Source organism: Terrimonas ginsenosidimutans (assembly GCF_022012415.1).
GTDB classification, from domain to species: Bacteria; Bacteroidota; Bacteroidia; order Chitinophagales; family Chitinophagaceae; genus Terrimonas_A; species Terrimonas_A ginsenosidimutans.
Genome location: NZ_JAKLTR010000001.1, coordinates 342417 through 355599, shown reverse-complemented (window position 1 = coordinate 355599; position 13183 = coordinate 342417). Strand labels below are relative to the sequence as shown.

Below are 13183 nucleotides of genomic sequence, written 5' to 3'. Positions count from 1 at the left end.
TGGTCGTTTTATAAGATGAAGGTTTATTATCAGTCAAATAACAGGTTTGAAACGGCTGCTGCGTTCCGCGCCCATTTGGAAGTGTATACTTCGTCTGCCTCTTCATCAGACGCAATGGCTAATTGCTGAGCAGCTGCTTTGATCCCGAGGGCTTCTCCAATGCTCATCTTGCTTCGCAGTTTTTGCAGCATTGCGTTGACGGCGCTCATCCCGAGGTTTTGCACTACCTGACCATCAAAAGGATGTTCCAACCAGATGATCTCCCGGCTGTTTACATCAAGCGCTCCAAATACCAGACCTTTGGTGAGGGTATTGATCACACGCACCTGGTGCTGTACACAAGAGGGGTCGTATGCTACACCGGTAGTTTCAGAAATCTTCATAGGAAATCCGCTATTCATCCACCCAAGCACCAGGTTTGGCGTAATGCCACCTGATGAATAGGCGTTACAGGCAAACACGACCAGGTTGGCTTTATTTTTCTGCAACGCAGGGAGGTCGATCTCTATATATTCAGCCGTGCCCACCATATCAGGAATGCTGCGTATATCGCCGGAGTGTTTACAACCGGCGATGCTCAAAGAGCTGAACGAACAGAATTCGCTTTTATGATCATAAAGTACCGTACAGCTCAGGTCCATATCCAGCGGCTGGGCCTTTAAGCCTTTGCCCCATTGCATGAAGAGTCGGACAGTGTTTCCTTCCACAGGGAACCGGCTTCCGGCGATTGCCGCAGGAATGTCCTGGATAGCGCTGCTACGATCACTAAGAGGCAAAGGGATCGTGTACAGAACAGGATCAATGTAAATGGTTTTTGCAGTTACATTTTTTGCCGCAAAGCGCTCCATTAAAGACAGACGGCAAAGTTTACCTACGGCCGCTTTCATTTCATTCAACTGGTCTTTTTCATACAGTGACAATAAGTGATTCGCGGAAACCTTCTTAGAGACTCCTCCTAATGGTTTTACAGAGCGCTGAGCGCTTGCGTCGAAATAGGCCTCTGCATACATATCCAGCGTAAAGACCAACCGGGCAGGTACTTTTCCTATGATATTTGCAAAAGCAGCAGTTGCTTCGTCTGCTCCGAACCAAAGCATATTGGCAAAAAGAGAACGGGCAAACAGGCCAGGCCTTTGCTGCAATAACCGAAAGGTGTTGGCGGCATCATACCGCAACCTGAAGTGTTCTACACGCCCCTGCCATACTTCGTATTCTTCTTTGTAGAACAGGTCAAGCACGGTTGCCAGTTTTTCAAAGTTCGGGCGCTTGCTGTACTCGACCAGGCGGAGCGCACGGATAAAACGAACCCACATTCCACGTTTAGGATGCATGATCTCACAGATCTTCTCAGGCGCCAGTTCGAGGTTATTCAGCCAGTTTGCGACGATCAGGCAATCCCTGCGGGAATATTTCAGTTTCAGTTTTGCTCTTTCCTCAACGATAGCAAATGCGTTCTTGTTAAAGAAGAACCGGTTGGAGGCAACTTTATTCTTCGTAGCCCGTTGAATGATCGTTTTGGGCTCGACTATCTGCAGGAAACCGGTATGCTTGTACCAGAGGTAGCGCAGTATATCGGTTGGAGACGTGAAAAGGCTTTGGGCTTTTTCCGCTTCTCCAACACTACGATAGAAATCGATCACGCACATCAATGTTTCTTTTATGCCAACCTGTATACCGGCGGGGAAGCCAAACTCAGCCAACAGAATATGGAGGCTATCCATTTGTGTTGCATCCAGTGCGGTCTTTGATGTCAACAGGTCTGAAAGGAATGACCTTGCATCACCTTCTCTCCACAGTTCAAGTATTTTCTGCGAGCTGTTTTGTTTGTAATGTTCGATCTCCCCCATTGTGAATGGGGTTCCGCAGAAGGGACAGCCATTGTAACGGTTTAATGGAAAAGTATTTGCAGGGATCTTATGGCCACAGGTAAGCGTTGTTCCCGGAAGGTTATATTTATTTACAAACCAGGTAACAATATGATCAAGCAGCCCTTCACCGGTTGGATTGTCCCATCCTTTCACAAGCGGGGTCCAGTTCTTATTCACGCCGGCAATCTCTTTCATTCTTTCAAGGATCATTGATTGAAAAGAAGGTGCTGCCTGGTTCAGCGCTTTTAGTAATGGCTCGGAAACACCATAGCCAAGTTTTGCGAGATTGGCAACGAGCACGGCGGTTGTTTCGCGCAGGTTGTGCACCTCAACGGTTGTGAGGGCTTCGGGAATGTAGATTGCGCTTTGGCGAAGACTTGCAGTTAATACTGATTTCATGTTGTTCAATTTTAAAACCCGGTAATTTTTTCGCTATCTACCCATTAGTTTTTGAAGTAAGCGAAAGTTGACCTTGATTAGCGAAGCAGGTTGGATTCGAACCAACGACCCACGGATTAATAATCTGGGTGTAAGGGTTAATTGACCTGTAAAGAAAACGGTAATCTCAATCCTTTACGTTGCTCTACCAGCTGAGCTACTGCTTCGAATACAAAGAAGGGTAATTGAAAGAGTTTGACAAATGGTGTATTGAAGTAACTTTTTCTTGACCGTCATCTTTGATAAAGCAAATATGCGATCACAACTGCGCAGGGTAAGTGCGCAGAAAAAAATATTTTGCGGCACTCGGAATTATTTATTGATTACGAAATGGTTATCGGCTGAAATAATTTTAAAATTGTCCGTAATGAAATCAACTGCGCAAGTATATTGCGTAGTTGATTTTGAATCTTTAGCTTTATAATCACAATATTGAAGTATGTCTGCCAACAAGCTTGCGCTGATCCGTTATAAAACAATCGATGAATGCCTGCGTAACCGTTATCGCAAATGGACGCTGGAAGGTCTGATCGAAAAGGTTGGCGCTGTATTATATGAATATGAAGGCATTTCTTCCGGCGTAAGCAGGAGGACGATCCAGGCGGATATTCAGACCATGCGAAGCGATAAGCTCGGCTATAATGCGCCGATCATTGTGCTGGAAAAGAAGTTCTATCAGTATGAAGATCCTTCCTATAGCATTACCAATGCGCCGATCAATGATGCGGATGTTGAAAAGATGAAAGAGATCGTGGGTGTGCTGAAACAATTCAACGGGTTTAACTATTTCGAGGAAATGAGTGAGATGATCGCGCGGCTGGAGAATAATCTTTACAGATCTACCAAACAGCATCGCAACTGTATCCAGTTTGAAGATAATAAGCTGTTGAAAGGGCTTTCACATATCAATCCGTTGTACCAGGCAATTCTTAAGAAGACGGCCTTGCTGGTTGAGTATAAATCGTTTAAAGCAAAGCAATCCCAACAGCAGATCGTCTATCCCTATTTATTGAAGGAATACAGGAACCGTTGGTTCCTGATCGCCCAATTAAAGAATCAAACCCAGCTGCAGATCATGGCGCTTGACCGGATCATTGAATTCCAGGAATTGGGAAAAGAGCTTTTTGTGGAATATGGAGGAGTTGATTTCGAAAGATATTTTTCTGACCTGATCGGCGTCACGAAGAGCCATGCCGATCGTGCACATAAAGTATTGCTTTGGGTTGATGAGCGAAACGCGCCGTATGTTCTTACCAAGCCGATCCATCATTCTCAGAAAGTTGAGAAGGAATTGGAAGACGGGGTGATCATCAGAATTGATGTGGTGATGAATTTTGAACTGGAGCGGGAGATCCTTGGTTTTGGGGAATGTATGAAAGTGATCTATCCCAGGATCCTTGCAGGCCGTATACAAAAGCGCTTACAGAAGTCCATTGCCGGATATGAGGGAGCGCCCGGGCAGGGTACAAGATAGAGCTGATGCGCAGGTGTGCAACATTTCTGATATTTTTTATACTTTGACATAGACGCATCCTGGCGGCAGGAACAGTCTGTCAAATTGTATAAACCACACCACCATGAAATTGCTTTGTCTGATCTTCTTTGGGTTAACGGTTTCCACATCTTTTTCCCAGGACACATTAAGCCGTGCTTTCGTAAACCGCTTTGCTTATACATTTGAGTTAGATAGTGTTTCTATCCGGGGCCCCGGTTGGGATTCGTTGCAGCAGGATATAAAACGCGCGCAATTCATTATGCTTGGTGAAAACCACAGTTCACCGTTATTATCATTTTTTACGAAGCATTTGTTGAATGCCGCGGCGAAAAGCGGGTTCGATCATTTCTTACTGGAAACAGGTCCTGTCGCCTCCCGCAAACTGGCTTCTCTTTACAGTCCGGACGAAAAAGTCTTTGGAAAACGGCTGCATGATTTTCTTTCGGAATTTAAAATGAAAGCAGGGTCGCCGCCGGCGGAGTTTATTGCGATGAAGAATGACGTGACGATGTATGCCGCGGCATTCGCAAACAAATACAAAGTCATTGGCCTGGACAAGGAATATGCCAGCAGCGTTGATTACTTGCTGAACGAACTTGGCAGATACAGTACAAAGGGGTTGAAGGCCGAATATGATGCAGCGTTGCTGCGGGCGGCATTTCATAAGAAAATGGAAGTGGAGACTGACAACTATCCTCATATTACTGAGAGCGGACGTGATACCGTCATTAGCCGATTCCTTGATCATGTAGCCGGGGAGAATAAGGATGCGCGTTTTATCGTGGACGAGTTACGAAAAAGTTTTTTGATCTATGGATTGAATGAGGGAGGACAGTATTATCAGAGCGAAGAGGTCCGGTTAGCGAATGTAAAGAAGAACTTTGGCCAGTTGTATTATAAATATCCGGGAGGTCCGTCGGGGTTTAAGGCAATTGTAAAGTTTGGGAATGTGCATGCGGAGCGCGGAATAAGTTATTACTGGCATTTTGATGTGGGCAACCTATTGACGGAGATCGCGGCTTCGAATGGAAATACTTCGTTGCATATTCATGGTATGCGGCGCTATCGATACCGGGAAGATGGGACGGTGGCAGATTTTTATAATGATGGATATGAGGTGTATCCTAATATTATTTCTCAGACGGATTCTACAAAGTGGACTGTCATTGATCTGCGGCCGATGCGATTGCTCATATTGTCAGGAAAGATGAAAGTGAAGAGTAAGCAGGAATTGGATCTCATCGTAAAAAATGATCTTGTATTGTTAACGCCGGTGGATGGCGCTTACAGGTCTTCGATGAATTATGAATAGGATTGCTGAAAACAAAAAGCATGCGGGGTGCATGCTTTTTGTTTTGAAGTATTGTTGCCAGGACGGGAGGTTTATTTGCCTAATTTTTCCAACATGTCTCCGGTTGTTTTTTCAAGATCAAGTACCAGGAATTTAAGATTTGATCCGACTCTTGTTGTTTCTTTTTTTACCGGCAGATCACCGATGGTAGTCAGTGCGGTTACGTACCAGTTCCTCCATGTTTCAAGAATGTGTTTTTCTTGAGTCAGGTCTTTTCCATCTTTGACGGCTTTCTGGCTCAGCAGGAACTCTGCGTTCATACGGGTGTTAGCGGCTGCCGCAACTGTTTTGGCGATGGCTAATGCGGTATTTTCATCAGCATTCACCAGTGTCATACCAGCGGTCAGGGCGCTTACACCAACGTTTTTTAAAGTGGTCGCGGACACTTTATCGAGCCGGTCGTTATCTGTATGATAAAACACGTCGGTAAAGTGCCACATCAGCAATCCGGGGATCTTATTGCGAAGGAAAGGAGTGTGATCGCTACCTCCTTCGAATGGGTTTGCATTAACGGTCCATTTTGCGAAACGGCCTTGCTGGTTACAGATATCGAGAATAAAATCGTTGAAGTAATGGGGAAACAGGTTTTCTTCTTTAACATCGCCGGCACCCCATTCGGTATGTTTATCTTCTCCGCGGGTCCAGATTGCGGATGGGTCGGGCATTTTTTCGATGAGGAAGCTTCCGCCGGTTTTTTTTGTGTCTTCACCAACCATATCAAGGCTCATTCCCCAAAGAATTCCTTTTGCGCGAACGCTGTCTTCAACGATATAGCGTTGGGTTGCGGAGATCTCTGTTCCCCAGAGGAATGTCATGGTACGTTGTGGGCTGAATTTTTTTGTTTTGATCAATGATGCATAGAGCCTTGCCATTTCCGCGAGGCAACCGACTCCGCTGGCATTATCATTAGCGCCGGGCTCCTGGACGTGAGCGCTGTATACAAACCGCTCATCGGGTTTGACAGAACCTCTGACATTGGCAACAAGTGTGAGTTCTGTTGACGGGTAGCTTTTAGTCTGGATATTCACGTTAACCATGGTCTTTCCTTTCTGGCAGGCGGCTTTTAATTTTTCTTTTGCAGCGTAGGATAATAGTATCGCCCATGCTGTGCTTTTTGAAGGAATGCTGCCGAACTGGATTGATGTCTGGTGTTTTTCCGGTTGTGTGTAAGCCGGGAGGTTGTATCCCATGACGCCGATCACCCCTGCTTTTGCGGCCTGGTTGAGCAATGATCCGGCGGAGGTTTCGCTGAAGAGGATCTTTCCTTTCAGGTCCATGGTACCGATCTTACTGATCTCGCTTTTGTTGATATAGACGACCTCTGCAGTCACATTGCCATTGGTAGAGGGGCAATTGATAGGGATCATATTCCTGTTTGTTTTGAAGGCAATGAGCGGTGTTGATTCTCCTTCGATGGTTGCGGATGCGTCGATGGGTTCCCAGGTATCTTGTTTGAGCGGACGTGTTTCGAGCCGGTAGGTCATGGGGGCTTCCTGTTCGTTTTCTTTTTGAAGTACGAAGCCAGCATTCTTCAATATTTTTTCGACGTAGTAGATGCTTTCGTTAAATCCGGTGTTTCCGGGTACGCGCCAGCGCTGTTCAACATAACCTGTGGTGGTGTATGCATTTTTTTGATTGAAGCCTGTGCGGTTAAGTTTGAAATAATTGTCAGCGTTGTTTTGCGAGAGGGCAGGCAACGTGAGAGAGCCTGCGAGGAAAAGAGTAAGTAAGCGTGTCATGCTGTTAACTTGGATTAGGGGTCGAAGATACCTGTATTCCCGGGAATATGTTGGTGAGGTGGGTGGGGTGGGTGGCAGGTGGATGAATAGTAGGTGGTGTGATCTTGTGGAGGGAGATGGTGATTGGTCATGGGGCGGTGGGCTGTTTCGACTGGGGACTTCCTGCACCCACCTTGCGCCCTGGGCCCTCCCCCGCCACCACCACCGGGATTTTGAGTTTGTGAAACGGATCGGGCAAATACCCGCTAGCGACCAGTTCCCACTGATCGTACCACCTCCCTCAGGCTTGGCTATCATCCATCGATCATATTTAGGATGCGCAACCCGAATATCATCCGGACAAATATCCTTTCACCAGCAATTAAGACAATGGGAAAAACACAAAAGTTTGACGTAAAAAAACGGCTGCCGGCAGAAGAGCAGAAAAATCAATACTATGGTTAAACTTTTGTCGTTTTATCAGTCCAATCAACTCAATGCAGAGCCTATGTCAACCAAAACGCTATATCTCTTACCGCTGTTCTTCTTTGTTTTTTCCGGGTGTAAAAAAAATGATACGCCGCCTGGTGAAAAAGAATACCGGATCCAGGCATCTATTACAGTTGACGGTCTTTTAAGAACCTATACCGTTAATCTTCCACCAAACTATTATGAGTCAAAAGATTTTTCACTTGTGATCGCCATGCATGGTGGCGGTGGCAGTGGCGAACAGTTTGAAAGCACTTCTCTGCTGACGAAAAAAGCTGATGCTTCCGGATTTATTGTCGTTTATCCTGACGGGGTGAAAGGAGATGGCGCTCTTCAGGCGCGTACCTGGAATGCCGGAGCGTGTTGCGATTATGCTATGACGAAAAATATCAATGACGTGAATTTTATCCGTCAGTTGATCACCCGGCTTACCGGCAGCTATAAGATCAACCCGAAAAAGGTGTATGCAACAGGTCATTCGAATGGCGGCATGTTATCCTATCGTTTGGCCTGCGAGATGGCGGATAAGGTTGCAGCGATCGCTGTAAGTGGTTGTTCTATGATGGTGACTCAGCCATGTAATGCATCACGTTCCGTACCGATCCTTCATATGCACTCGGAGCGCGATACAAATGTACCGGTGGATGGCGGGTTTGGAACGGGGCCTTCGGGCGCTTATTTCCATCCATTGGATTCTGTATTCAATGTATGGTCGCAAAAGAATGTATGTACGATCCCTAACCAGGTCGCCACATCAAACACAAAATATACACTCCGTAAATGGCTGGGCTGTAATAACAGTGTAACGATCGAATATTATCTCACAAAAGATGGAGGTCATGCATGGCCCGGAGGTTTGCCCGGAAGCTGGCTTGGAGATACACCATCCACCGCTATTAGCGCAAACGATCTGTTGTGGGAATTTTTTCAGCGGTATCAGTTACCCTAGAAGTATGGAATGTTTTATTTATTTTGGAGGATAACGATTTTCAAAATGAATACCTCAGCCACGACCGGGAATATACAACAGCCTTCACCCTACCCCCTGCTGACAGATAGAGTGCAATCAACATTTATCGACTCCGTTTTTATCGTTATAATGATGTTTGTATTTGCCGCAGCGCTTGATAAAATAAGCAGACCTCCGGACTGGATAAGGATCGCTCTTTTTTTTGGACTGTTTGGGATTTATGAGCCTGTTTGCACGGCGTGCGGATGTACGATCGGAAATTATATTAAAGGAATTCGCGTAAGACAGGCGGATAATACTTCTGCCAGGATAAACATTCTTCAGGCATTTCTCCGTTACATTGTTAAAGTTGGATTGGGTTGGCTTTCATTTATAACAATCCATTTCAATGCAGATAGAAGGGCGATACACGACATGGTAGCGGGGTCGGTAATGATCAGGGTATAAGCAGGGATATTTCTGTCAATAACGGAGCGAAAATATTACGAATCGCTGAGTCATTCATTAAACAAAAGCCAGCCATCTTTTGCAGAGGGCTGGCTTTTGTTTAGGCGATAAGCATTATTATTCTGTTAACGCGGCGGCTTTGGATGGGAAATAAATATTGCCTGTTGCAAATTTGCAAAGCAGGTCCAGTTGATCGCTCAGTTGGTAGCCGCTTTCTGTCAATGAATATTCAATTCGTGAAGAAACTTCCGGGCCATGGTCATTCCTGGTGATCAGTTTGTGTTGCTCCAGCAGTTTGAGGCGATCCGCAAGAATATTGTCGCTGATGAAGCGGAGGTCTTCTTTCAGGCTGGAGAAGCGCACATTTCCGGATTCGATGCTGAACAGCACTTCTGTGATCCACCGCTTGCTGAGCAGGTAGATGAGTTCATTGAGCGCGCATTTTTCTTCCAGGTAAGCCTGGTTCTGAAAATTCGTTGAACTTGTTTTCCTCATAATCGTTGAAATATGGTTCAGTTTGATAAGACGTCTCTAATTAAACCGTACTTGCGCCAAAAAGTTGGCGTCACACTAAGTTAAACATTTACATTTCTAAAAATCACGATATGGAATACAGGAAATTAGGGAACAGTACACTTACTCCGTCCGTAATAACATTTGGCGCCTGGGCTGCCGGGGGATGGATGTGGGGTGGTGCGGAAAGAAAGGATGCAATTGATGCGATCAGGGCTTCTTACGATCTGGGAGTGAATGCAATAGACACTGCTCCGATCTATGGCCAGGGGACGAGTGAAGAGATCGTTGGGGAAGCGATCAAGGGCTTGCCTCGCGACAAAGTACTTATTCTCAATAAATTCGGGATGCGTTGGGATCTCGAAAAAGGTGATTTTGGCTTTTCTTCCAAAGACAACAATGGAAACGAGATCGATATTTATAAATATGCCGGAAAGGAAAGCATTATCCTGGAATGCGAGAATAGTCTGCGCCGGCTGGGCACGGATTATATTGACCTGTACCAGATCCACTGGCCGGATAGTACGACCCCAATCCAGGAGACGATGGAGGCAGTTGCCCAACTGATAGAGCAGGGAAAAGTGAGATATGCGGGAGTCTGTAATTACAATACGGAGCAGCTCGAGGAGGCACGCAAGTATGTTCCCCTTGTGTCTAACCAGGTTCCATACAGTATGGTAAAACGAAATATTGAGGCGGATGTGGTGCCTTATTGCCTTGACAATGATCTGTCTATTCTTGCCTACAGCCCGATGGAAAGAGGGCTGCTGACCGGCAAAATGAGACCCGGCCAGTCCTTCAGTGAAGGTGATCACCGCGCGGGCCTGTTCTATTTTACTGATGAGAACATCATCCGCACGAATGCATTCCTGGCGAAAATAAAGCCGCTCGCAGAGTCGAAAGGGCTTTCTGCCGGGCAGCTTGTTTTACTTTGGACGATTGCTCAGCCGGGTATTACGATTGCTTTAGCAGGAGCACGTAACAAAGAGCAGGCGGAGCAAAATGCAAAAGCAGCAGCTGTTTCACTTACACCGGATGAGGTGAATAGCATCTCTACTGAGCTTGCGAAGCTGCAATTGGTGAAATAGTTTTTATGTCTGGTGCCAATGTGGTCAAGTCAGGGTTTGCACTGGGTTTGGCCGATTGCCGGGCTTCGCAATTTGATAATTCCCGAAAAAAGCGGGCATCTTCGAAGGGGAGATTCGATAAAGGCAGGAGATGTCCGCTTTTTGTTTGCTATTGGCCATCGGCCATCGATCCGGGGGACTTCCCTGCCAGCCCGCATTCGGCCAGTGCGTCCGCATCTGATGTAGCTACTGTTCATATTCGAACACCCTGATCATTTCTTTTCCGATCAATTCTTTGAAAAGCAAATATTTACCTCTCTGGCATTCTCTTCGTTATCTTTCGGCAACCATTAATACACTGATCCATGCTGAAGAACTATTTTAAGATTGCCTGGAGAAATCTATGGAAGAATAAGTCCTTTTCGTTGATCAATATCCTCGGGCTTGCACTTGGAATTGCCAGTTCGCTGCTTATCATCTTTCATGTGAAAGAAGAACTTAACTATGATAAAGGCTTTTCAAATGCAGACAGGATCTTCCGTGTCACACAGGAAGGTCTGGGTAATGATACGCGTCACTGGGCTGCCACTCCATTTCCACTAGGCACCATGCTGCAGAAAGACCTTCCCGAAGTGGAGCAGATCGTTCGCCTGCACAAGTTGTATCCCTATCAGTTATTGAGTTATACAAATGTAAAGGGTGAAGCAAAGCGTTTCCAGGAGAAAGGCGGGTTGTTTGCAGATTCCAACACGTTGAAAATGTTTGATTTTCCCTTGCTGAAGGGGAATGCAGATATTGCGTTGTCCAAAATAAACTCTGTTGTGATCAGCGAACAATTTGCCCGTAAATATTTTGGAGACGATGATCCGATCGGTAAGATACTGCAGGATGAAAAAGTAAAACAGCCGCTAACAGTTACGGGCGTGTTGAAAAAGACATCGTTCAACTCTCACCTGGATTTTGATTACCTGGTATCCATGAGCACGCTCACCGCCTATATGAACCAGGAAATGTTTGATAGGCGTACATGGAGCGGATTTCATACATATGTGATGTTACGCGAAGGCTCTGTGCAAAAGGCGGCTTCCAAGATTCCTGCGTTCACCGGGAGCTTTTACGCGGAACCCGGGCAAACAATATCCCAGGTGCTCGCATCTACGAAGCTGAATCTGCAACCAATTACCTCTATTCACCTACATTCCCGGTTGGAAAAAGAGCTGCGCCCTAATAGCGATATCACCTATATCTATATTTTTTCTGTGGCGGCATTTCTCATTTTGTTACTGGCTTCGGTGAATTTTGTGAATGTATTCACTGCGCAAGCGTTCAACCGGATGAAAGAGATCGGCCTGCGGAAAGTGATCGGAGCCTCGAAGAGCCAGTTGGTAAAACAATTCCTGGGAGAATCTTTATTAACAACGATACTGGCCGCAGTATTGGCCCTTGGTCTTTTTTATGAAGCATTGCCTTTTTACAATGAGCTGACGGATAAAAATTTTCGGTTTGATCAACTGATAGATTTTCAGAATCTTTTACTGCTTGGAGGATTGATACTATTAATAGCCCTGCTTTCCGGAGCATACCCTGCATGGTTTGTGGCAAAATTCAATCCGGTCAACTCGCTCAAAGGGAAACGGGATTCTCTGTCTACTGTCAATGTCGTTCGCAAAAGCCTGATCGTTTTTCAGTTTGCCGTTGCGGTATTTATGATCTTTTCAACCGTTGTTGTTTACAGGCAAATGAAACTGTTCCATAACAAAGATCTTGGTTTTGATAAGGAGCAACTCGTGGCGGTAACCATGTATGAAAATATGTGGCAGAAGTTTGGTGCATTACTTGGCGAATTAAAAAAGGACCCGGCAATAGAGGAGACTTCCGTCACGTCAACGTTGCCGGGTGAAAGATTCAGTATGTTATCGTTTTCTCCGGTAAACGCGGCGACGGGTGCGGAAGATCTGCCCGGTACCAGGACATTGATGTGCGACGAGGATCTGTTGAAGACATTGAATGTGCCGGTTGTGCAGGGTAGGAATTTTGTGAGCCAGTTTCCCCAGATCAAAAGGAATGAGTTTATTTTAAATGAAGCGGCCGTAAAACTTTACAAAATGGCCGATCCTGTTGGGCAGCAGGCGATATTGGACATTGATACAGGAGAGGTGGTAGGGGTGATAAAGGATTTTAATTTTGCCTCACTTCATTCTTCCGTTGAGCCATTGGTGTTGCAATACAATCCATACAGGGCGAATTATTTGTTGCTTAAAGTTCAGCCGGAAAAGCTAAAAGCAAGTGTGGCGAATATGGCCATTGTTATGAAACAAATGTATCCGGAAAGTTTGTTTACCTATACATTTCTTGATGAAAAGCTTGACCAGCTTTATTCTTCCGAAAACAAGATGAGCCAGATCATCCAATTGTTTGCGATACTGGCGATATTCATTTCTGCGGTTGGTTTATTTGGACTGTCCGCGTATAGTATCCGCTTGCGTGTGAAAGAAGTTGGGATCAGGAAAACGCTGGGCGCATCTGTAGCCGGAGTAGTGTTGTTGTTATCAAAAGATTTTGTGAAGCTGGTTGCGATCGCCATTGTAATAGCCTGGCCGATTGCATGGTGGGCGACAAGCAGGTGGTTGGATGCATTTGCATATAGAGTGGATATTGGCTGGCTTGTTTTCGGAATGTCGGGTCTGTTTGCATTGGCAGTTGGTGTGACGACGGTGAGTTTTGAGGCAGTGAAAGCGGCGGTGAGTGATCCGGTAAGGAGTTTAAAAGCTGATTGAACTGTTATAGCATAAGAGAAAAAAACGCGGCCGGTTAACACGGGCCGCGT

At 45.8% G+C, this 13183-nt stretch carries 9 protein-coding genes and 1 tRNA gene; 6 read left to right on the top strand and 4 right to left on the bottom strand.

Features of this window, described 5'->3' with window-relative positions:
- Positions 1-29: 29 nt before the first annotated feature.
- Together LZZ85_RS01480 and LZZ85_RS01475 are read right to left on the bottom strand one after the other, a co-directional pair.
- Positions 30-2267 (bottom strand): TerD family protein, encoded by a 2238-nt coding sequence (locus LZZ85_RS01480; RefSeq protein ID WP_237868148.1) that lies wholly within the window; start codon positions 2265-2267, stop codon positions 30-32.
- Between the two features lie 81 nt (positions 2268-2348).
- Positions 2349-2473, bottom strand: a tRNA-OTHER gene (locus LZZ85_RS01475).
- 272 nt (positions 2474-2745) lie between these two features.
- Here LZZ85_RS01475 and LZZ85_RS01470 point away from each other — a divergent pair.
- A complete protein-coding gene (locus tag LZZ85_RS01470) occupies positions 2746-3780 on the top strand; it encodes a helix-turn-helix transcriptional regulator (RefSeq protein ID WP_237868147.1) in 1035 nt (344 codons plus the stop codon).
- Between the two features lie 103 nt (positions 3781-3883).
- Positions 3884-5113 (top strand): hypothetical protein, encoded by a 1230-nt coding sequence (locus LZZ85_RS01465; protein WP_237868146.1) that lies wholly within the window; start codon positions 3884-3886, stop codon positions 5111-5113.
- A 71-nt stretch (positions 5114-5184) separates the two neighbouring features.
- Here LZZ85_RS01465 and LZZ85_RS01460 read toward each other — a convergent pair whose 3' ends face one another.
- The gene (locus tag LZZ85_RS01460; RefSeq protein WP_237868145.1) at positions 5185-6891 is read right to left on the bottom strand and encodes a M28 family peptidase; all 1707 of its coding nucleotides are present in this window, start codon (positions 6889-6891) and stop codon (positions 5185-5187) included.
- A 436-nt stretch (positions 6892-7327) separates the two neighbouring features.
- On the opposite strand from LZZ85_RS01460, the gene LZZ85_RS01455 reads away from it, so the two are divergent.
- Both LZZ85_RS01455 and LZZ85_RS01450 read left to right on the top strand, forming a co-directional pair.
- Positions 7328-8308 (top strand): CE1 family esterase, encoded by a 981-nt coding sequence (locus LZZ85_RS01455; protein WP_237868144.1) that lies wholly within the window; start codon positions 7328-7330, stop codon positions 8306-8308.
- A gap of 45 nt (positions 8309-8353) precedes the next feature.
- Positions 8354-8776 (top strand): RDD family protein, encoded by a 423-nt coding sequence (locus tag LZZ85_RS01450; protein WP_237868143.1) that lies wholly within the window; start codon positions 8354-8356, stop codon positions 8774-8776.
- 117 nt (positions 8777-8893) lie between these two features.
- On the opposite strand, the gene LZZ85_RS01445 is transcribed toward LZZ85_RS01450, so the two are convergent.
- On the bottom strand, positions 8894-9271 hold the full coding sequence (locus LZZ85_RS01445) for a winged helix-turn-helix transcriptional regulator (protein WP_237868142.1): 378 nt from the start codon (positions 9269-9271) through the stop codon (positions 8894-8896).
- Positions 9272-9381: 110 nt separating this feature from the next.
- On the opposite strand from LZZ85_RS01445, the gene LZZ85_RS01440 reads away from it, so the two are divergent.
- Together LZZ85_RS01440 and LZZ85_RS01435 are read left to right on the top strand one after the other, a co-directional pair.
- The gene (locus LZZ85_RS01440) at positions 9382-10377 is read left to right on the top strand and encodes an aldo/keto reductase (protein WP_237868141.1); all 996 of its coding nucleotides are present in this window, start codon (positions 9382-9384) and stop codon (positions 10375-10377) included.
- Positions 10378-10721: 344 nt separating this feature from the next.
- Complete coding sequence (locus tag LZZ85_RS01435) at positions 10722-13133, top strand: ABC transporter permease (protein WP_237868140.1); 2412 nt, start codon at positions 10722-10724, stop codon at positions 13131-13133.
- Positions 13134-13183 lie beyond the last annotated feature (50 nt).